Annotated in this window: 12 protein-coding genes; 8 read left to right on the top strand and 4 right to left on the bottom strand. The window is 63.9% G+C overall.

Annotated features, from left to right (window positions below; all coding sequences use genetic code 11):
- Positions 1 to 9: 9 nt before the first annotated feature.
- From P0D71_RS14440 to fahA, 3 genes are read left to right on the top strand one after another with little or no spacing between them, the layout of a single operon-like run.
- The gene (locus P0D71_RS14440) at positions 10 to 1,374 is read left to right on the top strand and encodes an MFS transporter (protein WP_408480686.1); all 1,365 of its coding nucleotides are present in this window, start codon (positions 10 to 12) and stop codon (positions 1,372 to 1,374) included.
- Between the two features lie 34 nt (positions 1,375 to 1,408).
- Positions 1,409 to 2,755 carry a homogentisate 1,2-dioxygenase gene (gene hmgA, locus P0D71_RS14435; protein WP_408480684.1) on the top strand — a complete coding sequence of 449 codons (1,347 nt, stop codon included), beginning with the start codon at positions 1,409 to 1,411 and terminating at the stop codon, positions 2,753 to 2,755.
- A complete protein-coding gene (gene fahA / locus P0D71_RS14430) occupies positions 2,752 to 4,062 on the top strand; it encodes a fumarylacetoacetase (RefSeq protein ID WP_091796635.1) in 1,311 nt (436 codons plus the stop codon). Before hmgA ends, fahA begins: the two co-directional genes overlap by 4 nt.
- A gap of 122 nt (positions 4,063 to 4,184) precedes the next feature.
- On the opposite strand, the gene P0D71_RS14425 is transcribed toward fahA, so the two are convergent.
- The 3 genes from P0D71_RS14425 to P0D71_RS14415 form a co-directional block, all read right to left on the bottom strand.
- Positions 4,185 to 5,345 (bottom strand): MFS transporter, encoded by a 1,161-nt coding sequence (locus P0D71_RS14425; protein WP_408480681.1) that lies wholly within the window; start codon positions 5,343 to 5,345, stop codon positions 4,185 to 4,187.
- Between the two features lie 152 nt (positions 5,346 to 5,497).
- Positions 5,498 to 6,664 (bottom strand): MFS transporter, encoded by a 1,167-nt coding sequence (locus P0D71_RS14420; protein ID WP_091800783.1) that lies wholly within the window; start codon positions 6,662 to 6,664, stop codon positions 5,498 to 5,500.
- Between the two features lie 192 nt (positions 6,665 to 6,856).
- Positions 6,857 to 7,681 (bottom strand): crotonase/enoyl-CoA hydratase family protein, encoded by an 825-nt coding sequence (locus P0D71_RS14415; protein ID WP_408480679.1) that lies wholly within the window; start codon positions 7,679 to 7,681, stop codon positions 6,857 to 6,859.
- Positions 7,682 to 7,768: 87 nt separating this feature from the next.
- On the opposite strand from P0D71_RS14415, the gene P0D71_RS14410 reads away from it, so the two are divergent.
- Entirely contained in the window at positions 7,769 to 8,386 is a 618-nt protein-coding gene (locus P0D71_RS14410) for a plasmid fertility inhibition factor family protein (protein ID WP_091796632.1), read from the top strand.
- 183 nt (positions 8,387 to 8,569) lie between these two features.
- Here P0D71_RS14410 and P0D71_RS14405 read toward each other — a convergent pair whose 3' ends face one another.
- Positions 8,570 to 9,568: a 2-hydroxyacid dehydrogenase gene (locus P0D71_RS14405; RefSeq protein ID WP_408480677.1), complete on the bottom strand. Its 999-nt coding sequence runs from the start codon at positions 9,566 to 9,568 to the stop codon at positions 8,570 to 8,572.
- 442 nt (positions 9,569 to 10,010) lie between these two features.
- Between P0D71_RS14405 and aspT (P0D71_RS14400) the strand changes: the two genes are divergently transcribed.
- The 4 genes from aspT (P0D71_RS14400) to P0D71_RS14385 all read left to right on the top strand — a co-directional run bounded on the left by aspT (P0D71_RS14400) (position 10,011) and on the right by P0D71_RS14385 (position 16,648).
- The gene (gene aspT, locus P0D71_RS14400) at positions 10,011 to 11,693 is read left to right on the top strand and encodes an aspartate-alanine antiporter (RefSeq protein WP_408480675.1); all 1,683 of its coding nucleotides are present in this window, start codon (positions 10,011 to 10,013) and stop codon (positions 11,691 to 11,693) included.
- A 141-nt stretch (positions 11,694 to 11,834) separates the two neighbouring features.
- Entirely contained in the window at positions 11,835 to 13,517 is a 1,683-nt protein-coding gene (aspT, locus tag P0D71_RS14395; protein WP_408480673.1) for an aspartate-alanine antiporter, read from the top strand.
- Positions 13,518 to 13,607: 90 nt separating this feature from the next.
- The gene (locus P0D71_RS14390; protein WP_408186728.1) at positions 13,608 to 15,272 is read left to right on the top strand and encodes a bifunctional aspartate transaminase/aspartate 4-decarboxylase; all 1,665 of its coding nucleotides are present in this window, start codon (positions 13,608 to 13,610) and stop codon (positions 15,270 to 15,272) included.
- A 152-nt stretch (positions 15,273 to 15,424) separates the two neighbouring features.
- Complete coding sequence (locus P0D71_RS14385; RefSeq protein WP_091800780.1) at positions 15,425 to 16,648, top strand: pyridoxal-phosphate-dependent aminotransferase family protein; 1,224 nt, start codon at positions 15,425 to 15,427, stop codon at positions 16,646 to 16,648.
- Positions 16,649 to 17,493: the final 845 nt, after the last annotated feature.

Below are 17,493 nucleotides of genomic sequence, written 5' to 3'. Positions count from 1 at the left end.
GACGACCCAATGAGCGCTAAACCGGCGGCGGCCGCCGCGAACGTCATCGAAGTCGAGCGCGTGCTCGGCGAAACGCATCACCCGGCATTCCAGCTGATGCTGCTCGTTCTATGCGGGCTGTGCCTCGTGATCGACGGTTTCGACGCGCAGGCCATGGGCTACGTCGCGCCGAGCGTGATCGGCGAATGGCATGTGTCGAAAGCGGCGCTCGGTCCGGTGTTCAGCGCCAGTCTGTTCGGCATGCTGCTCGGCGCGCTCGGGCTGTCGGTGCTGGCTGACCGCGTCGGCCGCCGTCCGGTGCTGATCGGCTCGACGTTTTTCTTCGCGCTGTCGATGCTGGCCACGCCTTTTGTCACGACGATCCCTGCCTTGATCGCACTGCGCTTCATCACCGGGCTCGGACTCGGCTGCATCATGCCGAACGCGATGGCACTGGTCGGCGAATTCTCGACACCCGCGCATCGCGTCAAGCGCATGATGCTGGTGTCGTGCGGCTTCACGCTGGGTGCGGCGCTCGGCGGCTTCATCAGCGCCGCGCTGATTCCGGCCTACGGTTGGCGCGCGGTCTTCTGGGTTGGCGGCGCAGTGCCGTTGCTGCTCGCGCTGGCCATGCTTGCCGCGCTGCCGGAGTCGCTGCAATTCCTGGTGCTCAAGGGCCGCAGCGAGCGCGCCTTGCGCTGGCTCGCGAAGTTCAACCCTGCGCTGACGATCGATGCGAACACGCGTCTCGTCGTGCGTGAGAAGGGCAACGACGGCGCGCCGGTCGCTGAACTGTTCCGCGCCGGCCGTCGCCCGGTGACCTTGATTCTGTGGGCGATCAGCTTCATGAACCTGATCGATCTGTATTTCCTGTCGAACTGGCTGCCCACCGTGATGCGCGACGCCGGCTATTCGCCGAGCACGGCGGTGATCGTCGGCACGGTGCTGCAAACGGGCGGCGTGGTCGGCACCTTGCTGCTCGGCTGGTTTATCGAACGCTTCGGTTTTGTGCACGTGCTGTTCGTCTGTTTCGTGGGCGCGGCGCTGGCGGTCGGCACGATCGGCACGGTAGCGCATGCGTTGCCGTGGTTGTTGATCGTTGTGTTCGCGGGCGGCTTCTGCGTGGTCGGCGGACAGCCGGCGGTCAACGCGCTGGCGGGCCATTTTTATCCGACCACGCTGCGCTCGACAGGGATCGGCTGGAGCCTCGGCATTGGCCGGATCGGGTCGGTGATCGGGCCGCTAATCGGCGGTCAACTGATTGCGCTCAATTGGTCGAACGCGTCGCTGTTTCATGCGGCGGCCGTGCCGGTGCTGTGCTCCGCGCTGCTGGTGATCGCGCTGGCCGCGGCGACGCGCCAACGCGGCCGCCCGTCCGAGGCGCAGACCGCGTGAGATGACGAGATCGAGTATCAACGGAGAACCTTGCATGGATACCCAAACACGTACGCCTAACACCGCCAGTTCGCGGCTTGAAATCGAGCCGGGCTATCAGTCGGGCTTCGCGAACGAATTCGCGACGGAAGCTCTGCCGGGCGCGTTGCCCGAAGGCCGCAACTCGCCGCAACGCGCGCCCTATGGTCTGTACGCCGAACAGGTGTCGGGCACGGCGTTCACTGCGCCGCGCGGTCACAATCGCCGCTCGTGGCTGTACCGGATTCGTCCGGCGGCTGTGCACAGGCCGTTCACGCAGTTGCCTGCGGAGCGACTCGTCGCCAACTTCGCCGAGGTGCCACCGACACCGCCGAACCAGTTGCGTTGGGACCCGCTGCCGATGCCCGCCGAACCGACCGACTTCGTCGACGGCTGGGTGACGATGGCCGGCAACGGCGCGGCGGAATCGATGAGCGGTTGCGCGATTCATCTGTACGCGGCGAACCGCTCGATGCAGGACCGCTTCTTCTACAGCGCCGACGGCGAATTGCTGATCGTGCCGCAGCAAGGGCGCCTCCATATCGCCACCGAAATGGGCCGGCTCGACGTCGAGCCGTTCGAGATCGTGGTGATACCGCGCGGCGTGCGCTTCGCGGTGAGCCTGCCGGATGGTACGGCGCGCGGCTATATCTGCGAGAACTTCGGGGCGTTGCTGCGTTTGCCGGATCTTGGCCCGATCGGCTCGAACGGCCTCGCCAATCCGCGCGATTTCCTCACGCCGCATGCGGCCTACGAGGATCGTGAAGGCAAGTTCGAACTCGTCGCCAAGCTGAACGGCAACCTGTGGCGCGCGGACATTGGCCATTCGCCGCTCGACGTGGTGGCGTGGCACGGCAATTACGCACCGTACAAGTACGATCTGCGCCGCTTCAACACGATCGGCTCGATCAGCTTCGACCATCCGGACCCGTCGATCTTTCTGGTGCTGCAATCGCAAAGCGATACGCCGGGCGTCGATGCGATCGACTTCGTGATCTTCCCGCCGCGCTGGCTGGCCGCCGAAGATACGTTCCGCCCGCCCTGGTTCCATCGCAACGTCGCGAGCGAGTTCATGGGTCTCGTGCACGGCGTGTACGACGCGAAGGCCGAGGGTTTCTTGCCGGGCGGCGGGAGTCTGCATAACTGCATGACGGGTCACGGCCCGGACGCGGACACGTTCGAAAAAGCCTCGCATGGCGACACGTCGAAGCCGATGAAAGTCGGCGACACGATGGCCTTCATGTTCGAGACGCGCACGCTGATCAAGCCGACCCGCTTCGCGCTCGAAACCGCGCAATTGCAGGCGCATTACTACGAGTGCTGGCAAGGTCTCAAGAAACACTTCAATCCGGAGCAACGATGAACGCATTGAGCGATCTTCAGGCGACGCTCGATCCGTCGCGCAAAAGCTGGGTCGAGTCGGCCAACGAGCCGAGCAATGATTTCTCGATTCAGAATCTGCCGTTCGGCATTTTCAGCGACGCTCTGAATGCGACGCGCCGCGTGGGCGTGGCGATCGGTGGCAGCATCGTCGATCTGGCCGCGCTCGAAAGCGCGGGTCTGCTGAGCGTGCCTTCATCGGGTGTGGGCGAGAGCGTGTTCGTACGCGACACGTTGAACGATTTCATCGCGCTGGGACGCGACACATGGCGCAGCGTGCGCGTTCAGTTGAGCAAGCTGCTGTCGCGCAATGACGCGACGCTGCGCGACGACGCCGAGCTGCGCAGCCGCGCGCTGATCCGCCAGGCCGACGCGCAATTGCATCTGCCGGTGCAGATTCCGGGCTACACCGATTTCTATTCGTCGAAGGAGCATGCGACGAATGTCGGCTCCATGTTCCGCGATCCGAAGAATGCGCTGCTGCCGAACTGGTCGGAGATGCCGATCGGCTACAACGGACGCGCGTCGTCGGTGGTGGTGAGCGGCACGCCGGTGCGTCGTCCTAACGGACAGTTGAAGCTGCCGGATCAGGAGCGTCCGGTGTTCGGCGCGTGCCGCAAGCTGGATATCGAGCTCGAAACGGGCTTCGTGATCGGCGCTGGCAACGCCCTGGGCGAGCCGGTTGCGTGCGCGGATGCCGAAGCGCATATCTTCGGCATGGTGCTGCTGAACGACTGGAGCGCGCGCGATATCCAGCAATGGGAATATGTGCCGCTGGGGCCGTTCAACGCGAAGACATTCGCGACCACGATCTCGCCGTGGATCGTGACGCTCGACGCGCTCGAACCATTTCGCGTCGCACAGCCGGCGCAGGAACCGCAGCCGCTCGACTACCTGCGCCACGACGGCGAGCATGCTTTCGACATCACGCTGGAAGTGACGCTGCGCCCAAAGCAGGCAGAGCGGGCGAGCACGATTACGCGGACCAACTTCAAGCACATGTACTGGACGATGGCGCAGCAGCTCGCGCATCACACGGTATCGGGCTGCAATACGCGCGTGGGCGACCTGATGGGCTCGGGCACGATCAGCGGGCCGACGGAAGATTCGTTCGGCAGCCTGCTCGAACTGACATGGAACGGCAAGAAGCCGCTGGAGTTGCAGGAAGGCGGCACGCGCAGTTTTATCGAAGACGGCGACGAGTTGACGCTCGCGGGTTGGTGCCAGGGCGAGGGTTATCGAGTGGGCTTCGGTGTGTGCGCCGGGGAGATTTTGCCGGCGTTGAAGTGACGCTGAAAGACCGCGCGAGCAGCACGCAAGCCGCATGACGAAAAACGGGGAAGCCAGGATGAACGGCTTCCCCGTTTTGCTATTCGCGCATCATGACGCGGTGACACCTTCAAGGCAGGCTATCAGCCGACGCTCCCCACCGGCGCATGCCGCTTCTCCCACCAGACCGCGCCGAGAAACGCCAACGCCGCAGCGAGCAGCACGCCGACTATCGCGTCGTTACCCACACTCTTCATCAGCGCACCGGCCACCAGCGGGCCGCCGAAACTGGCCGCGCTCCACGAGGCGCCAACAAGCGAGCTGGCCGACACCAGCGCGACACCGCGAAAGCGTTCACCGCAGGCCACCAGCGAGAGCGTGTAGATCGCGCCTGCCGCCGCGCCGAGCACATAGAGCAGCGGCCAGCAAAGCCACGGTGAAGTGACCGCCCAAGGCAGAAACGGCAGTAACGCTACGACGACCACACCGCAACCTATATGCACCCGCTCGCGGCCGAGCCGGTCGGCGAGCCAGCCGATCGGAAACTGCATCGTCGTATCGCCGAGCAGCAGAGCCGAGGCGAACAGCACGGCCACCTCGCTCGTGATGCCGTGCGACATCGCGAAGAGCGGCAGCAACGAGAGCGCGATCGTGTCGAACAACGCGAAGAAGCCGGTGCCGATCACGAGCGCCGGCATCTGCGGTAAGACACGACGCCAGCTGCCGTGCGCCGCGTGCTCGTCGTCGGAGGCTTGGGGCGTCGTGCGGATCGCGGCAAGCATCGGCAGCGCCAGCAGGAAGAGCGCGCCGCACAGCAGGAAGCGCCAGTGCGCGAAGCCCGCGATTTGACTCACCAGCACCGGCCCCGCCATCTGGAACAGCGTGAAGTTGGTGGCGTAGATGGCGACGACGCGGCCGCGCGAGGCGTCGTCGGCCAACTGGTTGACCCAGGCTTCGCCGATCGTGAAGAGGAGCATCAGTGCCGCGCCGCACAGCACGCGCAACACGGCCCAGAGCCACAGGTTCGCGGTGAGTTGCATCAGCGCGGTGGCGAGCGCCACCACCAGCACGGCACCGACGATCACCTGGCGGCCGCCGAAGCGCGCCGCGATCCAGCCGGCGAGCGGCACGATGACGAGCCCGCCGCCCGCTTGCGCGGCCGTCAGCAGACCGACCACGTCGGTGCCATAGCCGGCTTGTGTGAGCGCGAGGGCAGTGAGGGGAAGTGTCGCGCCGCTGCCGAGTCCGACAACGGCGACACTGAGGATCAAAGCGAGGAAATCGCGAGTGAGGATGACTTTCATCGGCCGAGATGCTACTACGGCCGCGAGTCATGCGCAGTCTGGATCGAGGTTGCGATGTGAGCCGTTGCTGCGCCAACTCGCCGGCACGAGTGTGGCCGTGAGTCGTCGCGCAGGGTACGGATAAGCGGCGATAAGGGCGCCGATCAGGCCAATCAGCCCGCCACGGCGACCCGTTGCGCGCGCCGGTCGATCGACACCGACCACAGCGTCAGCACGAGCGCGCCGATCGAGGTCGCCACGCCGACCCACGGCAGCGTCGTGAGCGGCGCGCCCGCGCCGATCGCCATGCCGCCGAGCCACGCGCCCGTCGCATTGCCGAGGTTGAAGGCGCCCTGGTTCAAGGTCGAAGCCAGATTCGGCGCATGGCTCGCGCGGTCGACGATCAGCATTTGCAGCGGCGGCACGATGGCGAAAGCCAGAACGCCCCAGGCGAAAATCGTGATCATCGCCGGAATTTCGGCATGCATGGTGCCGGCAAAGATGGTCAGGATGACGACGATGGCGAGCAGAAACGCCACCAGCGAAGGCATCAGCCGCCAGTCGGCGAGCTTGCCGCCGAGCGTGCTGCCCACCGTCAGGCCGAGACCGAACAGCAGCAACACGAGGGTCACGGCATGCGGCGTAAAGCCGGTCACGTCTTCGAGAATCGGCGTGATGTACGTGAAGGTGGAAAAGAGACTCGCCGATGCGAGCACGCTGATGCCGAGCACCATCAGCACTTGCGGGTTCTTCAACACGCTGAATTCGCGGACGAGGCTCGCCTTCTGCATCTCGATCTTCGCCGGCAGGCACACGGCGAGCGCGGCTGCCGCGACGAGGCCGATGCCCGTCACCGCCCAGAAGGTGGCGCGCCAGCCCACCGCCTGGCCGAGCGCGGTGCCGAGCGGCACGCCCAGCACGTTGGCGAGCGTGAGGCCCGTGAACATCAGCGCGATGGCTTGCGCACGGCGGTTCGGCGCGACGAGGCCGGCAGCCACCACCGAACCGATGCCGAAGAACGCGCCATGGCAGAACGCCGTGACGATGCGCGCGGCCATCAGCACCGCGTAACCCGGCGCAACCGCGCACAGCAGATTGCCGACGATGAACACGCCGATCAGACTCATCAGCGCCTTCTTGCGCGGCATGTTGGCAACCGCGATCGCGACGATCGGCGCGCCGATGGTGACACCGAGCGCATACGCCGACACCAGCATGCCGGCCGCCGGGATCGAGACGGCCAGGTCGCGCGCGACATCGGGCAGCAGCCCCATGATCACGAATTCGGTGGTACCGATTCCAAAAGCGGCAACGGCAAGGGCGAGCAGAGGCAGAGGCATGATGAAGGAGCGTGAATCGGCGCGACGGGGGAACGTCGCGCGGCCGGCGCGCGTTTTCGGGGCGAGAACGCGTGCGCCGGACAAGGGGGTAAAGCAGTAGGGGATTCTACCTAAGTCAAAACAGCCTTGCTGAGCGTCAGGGCCGTTGTTGTTTTTCGCTGAAAACCGCGGCGGCTCGAACTCGCTTTTTGGCTAACGTGGGCCGTCGCCGGTATCGAAGATGTTGCCGTGGCGGCCTGCGCCTCCGGCGAAACGCGCCGCGCCGGCCACGCCTTCTTCGAAGACGGCCTGATAGCCGCCCGCGCCTTCGCGACGCAGTGCTTCCGCGAAATCATCGAGCATGCTGTTTTCCAGCACGGAGCGGCGATCGGCGAGCAACGCCGCCTGCGGCAACGCGGCGAGCTCCGCCGCCAGCTGTTCGGCTGCCGCGCGTGCCGTGCCTTTGGCAACGACGCGGTTGGCGAGGCCGAAGCTGAGCGCTTCCTGCGCGCTCACCGCGCGGCCGGTCAGAATCAGGTCCAGCGCGCGTGACAGCCCGATCAGACGCGGCAGGCGGATCGTGCCGCCGTCGATCAACGGAATCCCCACGCGGCGGCAGAATACGCCGAGCACCGCGTCGTCTTCGACCACTCTCAGATCGCACATTGCGGCCAATTCCAGACCGCCCGCGACCGCATAGCCCGCAATCGCGGCAACGACCGGCTTGCTGAAGCTCGTGCGCGTCGGTCCCATCGGTCCGGGGCCGCGACCGTCGGCGTGTAGCTCGTTGCGGCGGGTGTCGTCGGCGAGAGCGGTCAGGTCCGCGCCGGCGCAGAAGGTGCCGCCCGCGCCGAACAGCACCGCCGCGCGCCAGGCCGGCTCCGCTTCGAAGCGGGCGAACGCGGCGCTGAGCGCTTGCGCGACAGGACGGTCGACGGCATTGCGACGCGCGGGCCGCTCAAGAACGATCGTGGCGACGCCGATATCCTCATTAGCTTCGATGCGCACGTGGTCATTGAAATTATGCGTGGTTACCATCGTTGTCTCCGTATCGATCCGCGTTACCTGCTCATTCGGGTTTTCGCGCGGTGTGTTCATGCAGCGTAGTTAATACCGTGGCCTGTCATGCTTCTTTCACAATCGGCTCGTAGCTTTAGCGCTCTCCTAACGCGCTGGCGATATTTCGCCGGCTTATCGAGCCTGCCTTTGCCCTTGTCCAATTCATCGTCAACCGCCGCGCCGGCTTGTGCCGAGACGGTCTGGACCGTGCCGCTGCAAGAGCATTCATGGTACGACCATGTGCGCCTGAAACGCGTCTTCGTCACGGATGGCACGCGCCATCAGGTCGTGCTCGTCGACGTGCGCAAGCTGCTCGTGTGCGCCGATCGCGACAACACCGATTATGTCTTGAAGCCGGTCGCCGAATGGCATTCCGGCAAGGTGCGCGGCATTCGCGAGTTTCTCGATCCGGAGAACCCGCGCATTCCGCAGATGCCGTACGTGACGATCTCGACGCGTCGCGGGCCGGGTCTGCTCGGCTGGTTCGGGCTGGAGCGCGAGGGCGTGGTGGCCTTCCGCAATGGCCAGCATCGCGCACGCTATCTGGCCGACGCGGGCGCGCGCTGGTTTCCGGTGGAAGTGCATGAGCGCGAAGCGATGTTGCTGCGTGAGCTTTGCGGCGCGGCAGACGACGCGCGCACGGCGGTCCGCGCGACGCCGCTGAACGGCAGCGGCGGAGTTTAAGCGGGCGCGCGCAAAGCGATCTACGCGCGACTTCGCTGAACCACAGCGGCGGTGCCTAAGGTATCGGCGCTTAACGGGCGGGCGCACGCTGGTCTGCGCGACTTCGCTGAACAGCAGTAGCGGCGTTTAAGCGGGCGCGCGCAAAGCGATCCAAGCGACACCGCAAAACACCAGCAGTGGAATCTAAACCGCCGCGCGCACCACGTTGCGCGGCGTGCCGGCCTGCCACGCCGCGACGTTCGCGAGCGTGGTCTGGGCGATCTCGCTCATCGCCTCGCGGGTGAAGAACGCCTGGTGCGCGGTGACGATCACGTTCGGGAACATCAGCAGGCGCGCCAGCACGTCATCCTGCAACGGGAGGTTCGAGTGATCCTCGAAGAACAGGCCGCCTTCTTCTTCATAAACGTCGAGCCCGAGGTGGCCGAGCTGGCCGTCCTTCAACGCGCCGATCAATGCATTGCTTTCGACGAGACCGCCGCGGCCCGTGTTGATCAGCATCGCGCCGCGCTTCATCTTCGCGAGCGCGGCGGCGTCGATCAGGTGGTACGTGCCCGCCACCAGCGGACAATGCAGGCTGACGACGTCGGACTCGGCGAGCAGCGTGTCGAGCGGCACATAGCGGGCGCCGAGCGCGAGCAGGTCGTCGGCGGGCGTGCCGGGATCGTGCGCCAGCACCTGCATGCCGAAGCCCGCCATGATGCGGCCGAACACGCGACCGATCATGCCGGTGCCGATCACGCCCACGGTCTTGCCGTGCAGATCGAAGCCGAGCAGTCCATGCAGCGAAAAGTCGCCTTCGCGCGTGCGTGCGGCGGCGCGCGGCAAACGCCGGTTCAGCGCCAGGATCAAGCCGACCGCATGCTCGGCCACGGCGTGCGGCGAGTAGGCGGGCACCCGCGCGACGGTGATGTCGAGGCGTTCGGCCGCGGCCAGATCGACGTGATTGAAGCCCGCCGAGCGCAGCGCGATCATGCGCGTGCCGCCGGCATGGAGCCGCTCCAGTACCGCCGCATCGACGCTGTCGTTGACGAACGGGCACACCACTTCATAGCCTTGGGCGAGGACGGCGGTCTCGCTGTCGAGGTGTGATTCCTGGAAATGCAGCTCATAGCAGTGTGACGCATTGGCTTCGCTGAACGTGTCGCTGTCGTACTGGCGGCTGCTGAAAAGAATCATGCGCATGTCGGACTCCGAAGATGGCGTGCCAATGCTAAAGATCATTTTTTGCGAAGATGAATTGGCCAGGAGTTGAAAATAATATTGACAGCTTCGCCGAACTACAATATTTATTAAAAAAGCAGTCTTAAGAAAGCATGTTCACTCATGCTGTAATAATTGGCCATCAGCAGACTAAGTCTTTTTCACGGCGTTGGGCTACTTCGCGAGGAAAGAGTGACTGTCGAGCTATCGAAAATCCGTTCCACCGCCACGGTCGCCGTTGCAATGCGGCATCTCCCCTTGGACGCGATTCGCGTCATTCAATTGCCATAAATTGTGTTTTCACTCAGTCGCTATGCCGGTTGAGTAATGTGGCGCGACATACTGGGTGAAAATGAATTCATTGGTATTTGGGGAATGAATCTTTCGGCATCCTGCCAATCAACCCAAAAATCGGCGAACCAACATGATCGGTGAATTGCTGAGATCTCAACCCGAGATCGCGCTGTTCGCAAGCCTTGCAATCGGATATTTCATTGGCTCGTTCCGCATCGGACCCATTCAGCTGGGCGGCGTGTGCGGCACGTTGATCGTCGCGTTGCTATTGGGCCAGACAGGCGCACGCCTCGCTCCCGATCTGAAGAACATCGCGTTCGCGTTGTTCATCTTCGCGCTGGGCTTCACCGGCGGACCGCAGTTCTTCGCCAATGTCGGGCGCGGCTGGCGCTACGGTCTGCTGTCGGTGGTCGAGATCGTTTCCGTGCTGGCGCTGATCATGATCGCCGTGGTCGTCATGCGGCTCGACGCCGGCACGGCGGCCGGTCTACTGGCCGGCGCGGCGACGGAGTCGGCCGTGATCGGCACGGCGTCCGAGGCGATTTCCAAGCTCGGCTTCAGCGATTCCGAAACGCTGCGCTTGCAGGCCAACATCGTGACCGCGTACAGCGTGAGCTACCTGTTCGGCCTGATCACCATCGTGCTCTTCACCAGCCAGTTCGCGCCGCTGCTGTTGCGCGTCAATCTGCGCGACGAAGCCGAGCGCGTGTGGCGCAAGCTCGGTGGCGACGGCGCGTATGGCGAGGGTCAGCGCGCTGCCGCGCCGGCGCTCGTGGGCCGCGCGTTCGAAGTCGGCGCGGCGGCCGGCACGACGATCCGGGCATTCGAACAGCAGTACGGCTTCAACCTGACGGTCGAGCGGGTCCGGCGCAATGGCGCGGAGGTGCCCGCCGAACCGCAACTCACGCTCACGCGAGGCGACGTCATTCTGGTGGGCGGGCGGCGCGAAGCGATCGTGGCGGCCGCCGCAGGTCTCGGTGCCGAAGTGGACGGCGCGGACTTCGGCCAGGTGATGGCCGAGAAGCTCGACGTCGTGCTGACACGCCGCGACCTGCACGGACTCACGGTCGCGCAGGTGCGCGAGCAGGCGGCGCCCGAAAACGGCCGCGGCGTCTACATCGCGGCGGTCACGCGACTCGAGACCACAGTGCCCGCGCTGCCCGGCACCGAACTCAATCGCGGCGACGTGCTCACGCTGGTGGGCGGCAAGGCGGATGTCCTGCGCGGCGCGAAGCGTCTGGGCTACGTGGTCGCGGCCACGCAGAAGACCGACTTCGTTTATCTGGGGCTCGGCGTGCTGGTCGGCATGGCGATCGGTCATCTCGGCGGGCGGGTCGGCGGCGTGTCGATCGCGCTCGGCACGGGCGGTGGCTGTCTGCTGTCGGGGCTGCTGTTCGGCTGGATCCGTTCGCGTTATCCGGTGATCGGCTCGCTGCCTTCGGCGGCGGCGCAAATCCTCAAGGACTTCGGCCTCGCCACTTTCATCGCCGCGGTGGGTTTGTCGGCGGGACCGGACGCCATCAAGCTGGTGCGCGAGTACGGACTCGCATTGCCGGTGGCCGGGATTCTGATGGTGCTCGTGCCCGGTCTGCTGTCGCTCTGGATCGGCCGCATGTTTCTCAAGCTCGAGGCGCCCATGCTGCTCGGCGCGATCGCAGGCCAGCAATGCAGCACGCCAGCGATCAGCGCACTGGTGGGCGTTACCGGCAACTCCACCCCGGTGATCGGCTACACGATCACGTATGCACTCTCGAACATTCTGTTGCCGCTAATGGGGCCGGTGGTAGTCGGCCTCGCCGGGAAATTCCACTAGGCGGCCAGATGTGCCGGGCGTGACAAGCCATGCCACGTTTGGCCGATGCAGCAGACGGCACGCGCGGCGCGACACGATTGCGCTTCGCCTGCGCAGGCAGCAACCAGTACTCAGTATCGCAAACTATCCAGCGAGGGCACGATGGACTGGCTACATCATATTTTTCAGAAATCACCGGAGATGGCGCTGTTTCTGTCGCTCGCGGCCGGGTACTTCATCGGACAGATCAACTTCGGCAAGTTTCAGCTGGGCGGCGTGGGCGGGTCGCTGCTGGCCGCGGTGGTGATCAGTCAGGCGGGCGTGACGATCGACAACGGCGTGAAGTCGGTCATGTTCGCCGTCTTCATCTACGCGGTCGGCTACGACTCCGGCCCGGGCTTCTTCAACTCGCTGAACCGCAAGACCCTGCGTGAGATCGCGATGGCGGTCTTTCTGGCAGTCACCGCGCTGATCACCGTGGTGGTGTGCGCGAAGCTGTTCCACCTGAACAAGGGGCTCGCCGCCGGACTCGCGGGCGGCGCGCTGACTCAATCGGCGATTATCGGCACGGCGGGCGACGCGATTGCGCGTCTCGGCCTGCCCGCCGATCAGGTCAAGTCGCTGCAATCGGACGTGGCGATCGCCTACGCGGTGACCTATGTGTTCGGCTCGTTGGGCGCGATCATCGTGTGCGTGAATATCCTGCCCAAATTCATGGGCCAAAGTTTGCGCGATGCCTCGCTCGAAGTGGAACGCGAACTGACCGCGGGTGCGACGGCCAGCGGGCCGGGGCAACTCTCCGCGCTGCCCGAGATGGTCGGCCGCGCGTACACGATCGATGTCAGCGCCGGGAAAACGGTGAAAGCCGTCGAGACGCAGCATCGAGACCTGTTGACGATCGAGCGGATCAAGCGTGACGGCCAGCCGCTCGACCCGGCGCCCGATCTGGTGCTGAAACCCAACGACGTGGTGCTCGTGGTGGGGCGCCGCGAGGCCGTGGTCGAATTCGGCGCGGCCGGCGGCGAGGTTGCCGCCGTCGAAGATGTCGGCGTCGTCATGCAGACACGCGAAGGCGTGTTCACGCGCAAGGGCATGAACCACACGACGATCGCCGCCGCGCGGCAAGTGGTGGATCGCGATATGCGGCACGGCGTCTACATCCAGAGTATTTCGCGCGCCGGTCAGCCACTGCCGGTCCTGCCGGAAACCATCCTGGAGCACGGCGATGTCATCACTTTCTACGGTTCGCCGAAAGACACCAAGCGCGCTGTCGAGGCAGCCGGCTACGAACTGCCGTACACCAACAAGACCGACTTCATCTACATGGGCGTCGGCCTCGTACTCGGTCTGCTGATCGGGCTGATCGTCGTCGACGTCGCCGGCATTCCGCTCACGCTCGGCTCGGGTGGCGGCTGCCTGCTGGCCGGTCTGCTGTTCGGCTGGATGCGCGGCAAGTATCCGATGTATGGCGTGATGCCGACGGCGGCCTCGCAACTGCTGAAGGACTTCGGCCTCGCGGCCTTCGTGGCGGTGGTCGGTTTGAACTCCGGCCTGCAGGCCGTGGTCACCGTCAAACAGAGCGGCTTGACGATCTTCCTGCTCGGCGTGTTCGTCACGTTGTTTCCGTTGTTGCTCACCATGCTGTTCGGCCGCTACGTGCTGAAGTACAACAACGCGGCCATTCTCGCGGGGGCGCTGACCGGCTCGCGCAGTGCGAATCCGGCCTTCGGCGGCGTGCTCGACAAGGCGGAAAGCGCCGTGCCGACCGTGCCGTTCGCGATCACGTACGCGATCGCGAACGTCGCGTTGACACTGCTCGGCCCGCTCGTGGTCGGGCTCGTGTAGCGCGCGTCTATCGATCTCTGTTACGCCGGCGCTAACGGGCGATCGTTCGCCGCGCCGGCATCTTTCACCAGGCTCATTGGAGAACGCATCATGGCAAAAGAGAAGGGCGACAAGAAACGTGCGGATATGGCGCAACCGGGCATGTCGGCACTCAGCCCGTTCGAGTTGAAGGATGAACTGATCAAGGCGGCGGGTGGCAGCGCCGTGGAACGTCCCGCCAATGCGTCGATGCTCAACGCCGGCCGCGGCAACCCGAATTTTCTCGCGACGATTCCGCGCCACGGCTTCTGGCAACTCGGTCTCTTTGCGATGCGCGAATCGGAGCGCTCGTTTGCCTACATGCCTGAGGGCGTGGGCGGCTTTCCGCGGCACGACGGCCTCGAGGAACGCTTCGATCTATTCCTGCGCGAGAACAAGGGCGTGGCCGGCATCGACTTTCTGCGCGGTGCGGTGTCGTACGTGCGCGATCAGCTGGGTTACTCCGCCGGCGACTTTCTGTATGAAATGTGCGAGGGCATTCTCGCTTCCAACTACCCGGTGCCGGACCGCATGCTGAAGCTGTCCGAACTGATCGTCGGGCAGTATCTGCGCAAGGAGATGATCGGCGACCATCCTTTTGTCGGCGAATTCGACATATTCGCGGTGGAAGGCGGTACGGCCGCGATGACGTATATCTTCAACACGCTGCGCGAGAATCACCTGATCAAGGCGGGCGACACGATCGCGCTCGGCATGCCGATCTTCACGCCGTACATCGAGATTCCGCGCCTGAACGACTACCGGTTGAACGTCGTCAATCTCGAAGCCGACGTGGCCAATGGCTGGCAGTATTCGAAGAAGGAACTCGACAAGCTGCGCGATCCGAAGGTGAAGGCGTTCTTTCTCGTGAACCCGAGCAATCCGCCTTCGGTGAAGATCAATGACGAAAGCCTTCAATACATTGCCGAGATCGTCAAGGAACGGCCCGATCTGATCCTGCTGACCGACGACGTGTACGGCACCTTTGCCGACGACTTCGTGTCGCTGTTCGCGCTCGCGCCGAAGAACACCATTCTCGTGTATTCGTACTCGAAATATTTCGGCGCGACCGGCTGGCGCCTCGGCACGATCGCGACGCATCGCGACAACGTGCTCGACAAGCTGATCGCCGAGTTGCCGAAAGACACGAAGAAGCAGTTGCACGAGCGCTACGAATCGATCACGACGGAGCCGGACAAGCTCAAGTTCATCGACCGGCTGGTGGCCGACAGCCGCACGGTCGCGCTGAATCACACCGCGGGTCTGTCGACGCCGCAGCAGGTGCAGATGGTGCTGTTTTCGCTGTTCTCGTTGATGGACACGCCGGACGCCTACAAGAACGCGTTGAAGCGTTTGATTCGCAAGCGCAAGCAGGCGCTTTACGAAGAGGTCGGCATTTCCTTCGAGGACGATGATCCGAATCAGGTCGACTACTACACGATTCTCGACGTCGAATTCCTCGGCGAGCGGATGTTCGGGCGCGAGTTCGTTGATTGGCTGCTGAAGAACACGCAGCCATCCGAAATGCTGTTCCGCCTCGCTCGCGAGGCGCGGGTCGTGCTGCTGCCGGGGCTTGGCTTCGGCACGCAGCATCCGTCGGGGCGCGTGTCGTTGGCGAACCTGAACGAAGCCGACTACCGGCAGATCGGGCGCGCGTTGCGCAAGCTGATCGAGGAGTATGTCGAGCGTTTCAACGCGGCGACCGGCAAGAAACTCGACAAGACCACGGTGAAATGACGGCTTTGTCGACGGTGTCGTGGCGTCACGCATAGTCAAAAAACTTGCGCAACTGCGCGGATCGGTGAATGATCGAACACGCGGCCTCGCCAGCGTCCATGCTGGCGGGGCCGTTTGCTCCTTTGCGTCCTGACATTCACGTACCGATCATCATGCCGACTTCATCATTCACATCCGCCTCTTTTGCAGTGCCCTGTCCGGTTGTCGAGTCGCTCGACGCCATTCTTCCCGAAGAGCCGCTCCTGATGATGGGCGCCGGCCCCGTGCCGATTCCCGCGGCCGTGGCGAAGGCCAATGCGATCGTGATCAATCACCTGGGCGCAACGATGGTGAAGGTGATTGGGCAGGTGAAGTCGATGGCGCGCTATGTGTTCCAGACGAATTCGAAATGGGTGCTGGGTGTGGCCGGACCCGGCTCGGCCGCGATGGAGATGGCGATCTCGAACCTGGCGTGGGAAGGCACGCGGGTGCTGTCCATCAAGAACGGCTTCTTCAGCGAACGGATGGCGGAGATGGGCCGGCGCGTCGGCGCGCGGGTGAGCACGCTCGATGTTGCCGACCGGACGGTGGCGAGCCTCGAAGAGATTGCCGAGGCGATCCGGCGCGAGCGGCCTGAGATCGTGACGGTGGTGCAGGGCGAGACGTCCAATACGGTGTGGAATTATCGGCTGAAGGAAATTGCCGCGTTGGCGAAAGCGGCCGGCGCGCTGGTGATCGTCGATGCGGTTTGCACGTTGAGCACGATGCCGTTGGAGATGGATGCCTGGGGGATCGATGCGGTGATTACGGGTGGGCAGAAGGGGTTGTCGTCGATTCCGGGTGTGTCGTTGATTGCGTTTTCAGATGCTGCGTGGGAGAGGGTTAAGGGGCGCACGGCACCGAACGCGCATTGGTGTCTGGATGCGACGCTTGCTGAGAATTTTTGGCATAACGCTGGGTATCACTATACGGCGCCTGTTTCTGGGGTTCTGGCTTTGCATGAGGCTTTGCGGTTGGTGTGTGCCGAGACGCTAGAGAAGAGGTTTGCTCGGCATTTGAGGTGTTCGCTGGCGTTGCAGGATGGGGTTGTGGCGATGGGGCTTCGGTTGTATGCGCCGGAGGCTTGTCGGTTGAATTCGGTTGTGGGGATCGAGGTGCCTGATCGGTTTAGTCCTGCGGATGTTTGTGCGCATATTTCGCGGATGCATCAGGTGGAGATTTCGGGGTCGTTTGGGTTGCCGATTGTTCGCGTTGGGCAGATGGGGGAGCAGTGTCGGGAACATAATCTTTTTCGGACTGTGCATGCGCTCGGGCGGACTATGGTTGATCTTGGGGTTAAGGTGGATTTGCCGGCGGGGGTTGCGGCTTTGGAGAGAGGGTTGTCGGGGGGGAGGTGATTGGGTCTTTTGCCTGCTCGGAGGAGGTTGTTTGTTGGTGGTGGTTTTTGGTGTTGGCCTTTCCTTGATTTGTTTGTGGTCTATTAGCGTTGCCCCTGTGCGGGGCGGCACCTACTTTCTTTGCCGCGGCAAAGAAAGTAGGCAAAGAAAGCCGCTTTGAACCGCCAGCCTTGAAGCGGGTCCCCCGCGCAGTCACGGTAGTGGTCCATCTGGAATCGGGGTTCTCGCACATTCGGCGGCAGTGACAAGGGCGTCATACTTCCCGCCTCGCGCTCCGCGCTCGCCGGAAGGGCTGTTCAAAACCAGTGGTTTTAGTTGGGCGCGTGGGGGCCGTCGGCTTCGCCTCGGCGATGCCGCTCTGCCTGTGATTTCAAGGCGATCCGCGCGCCAAATGCCTCTTGCATTCCAGCAGGACCGCGGCGGCGCATCATCAATTTGTGCGCGGCCGGACTGTCGGCTTTGCCTCGGCGTTGGCGCTCGGCCGATAAACTTCAAAGCGCCCCGCGCGCCAAGCGCGTCTCTCATTTCAGCACAATGGAGATGGCCCATGCCAATTTGTGTGCGCCGAAGGCCCACCGGCTTCGGCTCGCGCAGGTCGCACAGACGGTAAGGTTCAATGCGCTCCGCGCACCAAACGTGGCTCGCACTTCAGCAGGGCAACGTCGGCCCATAAATGCCCGCTGGTTCTTGAAGGCAACTGGACACATCTCGCCTTTCAGAAATGTCGTCACGCATCTCGCTAATCGGATCGGGCACACGCCTCGCGAATCATTCGTTGCGATTTCTGCGGAAGTTTCTTCTGCGTCGTAGTCTTTTGCTCTGGCAGATCATTGGGCAATTTCGGA

Source organism: Paraburkholderia sp. RL17-383-BIF-A, from assembly GCF_046028015.1.
Lineage (GTDB): Bacteria > Pseudomonadota > Gammaproteobacteria > Burkholderiales > Burkholderiaceae > Paraburkholderia.
This window is presented reverse-complemented; position numbering and strand designations above follow the sequence as displayed.

What these genes read in the sequence shown, in the direction of transcription:
- P0D71_RS14425 (WP_408480681.1), bottom strand. Translation starts at nt 5,345, where the DNA reads ATGAAAGTCATCCTCACTCGCGATTTCCTCGCTTTGATCCTCAGTGTC.
- P0D71_RS14405 (WP_408480677.1), bottom strand. Translation starts at nt 9,568, where the DNA reads ATGCGCATGATTCTTTTCAGCAGCCGCCAGTACGACAGCGACACGTTC.
- aspT (WP_408480673.1), top strand. Translation starts at nt 11,835, where the DNA reads ATGGACTGGCTACATCATATTTTTCAGAAATCACCGGAGATGGCGCTG.
- P0D71_RS14390 (WP_408186728.1), top strand. Translation starts at nt 13,608, where the DNA reads ATGGCAAAAGAGAAGGGCGACAAGAAACGTGCGGATATGGCGCAACCG.
- P0D71_RS14410 (WP_091796632.1), top strand. Translation starts at nt 7,769, where the DNA reads ATGCTTCTTTCACAATCGGCTCGTAGCTTTAGCGCTCTCCTAACGCGC.
- fahA (WP_091796635.1), top strand. Translation starts at nt 2,752, where the DNA reads ATGAACGCATTGAGCGATCTTCAGGCGACGCTCGATCCGTCGCGCAAA.
- aspT (WP_408480675.1), top strand. Translation starts at nt 10,011, where the DNA reads ATGATCGGTGAATTGCTGAGATCTCAACCCGAGATCGCGCTGTTCGCA.
- P0D71_RS14415 (WP_408480679.1), bottom strand. Translation starts at nt 7,681, where the DNA reads ATGGTAACCACGCATAATTTCAATGACCACGTGCGCATCGAAGCTAAT.
- hmgA (WP_408480684.1), top strand. Translation starts at nt 1,409, where the DNA reads ATGGATACCCAAACACGTACGCCTAACACCGCCAGTTCGCGGCTTGAA.
- P0D71_RS14420 (WP_091800783.1), bottom strand. Translation starts at nt 6,664, where the DNA reads ATGCCTCTGCCTCTGCTCGCCCTTGCCGTTGCCGCTTTTGGAATCGGT.
- P0D71_RS14440 (WP_408480686.1), top strand. Translation starts at nt 10, where the DNA reads ATGAGCGCTAAACCGGCGGCGGCCGCCGCGAACGTCATCGAAGTCGAG.
- P0D71_RS14385 (WP_091800780.1), top strand. Translation starts at nt 15,425, where the DNA reads ATGCCGACTTCATCATTCACATCCGCCTCTTTTGCAGTGCCCTGTCCG.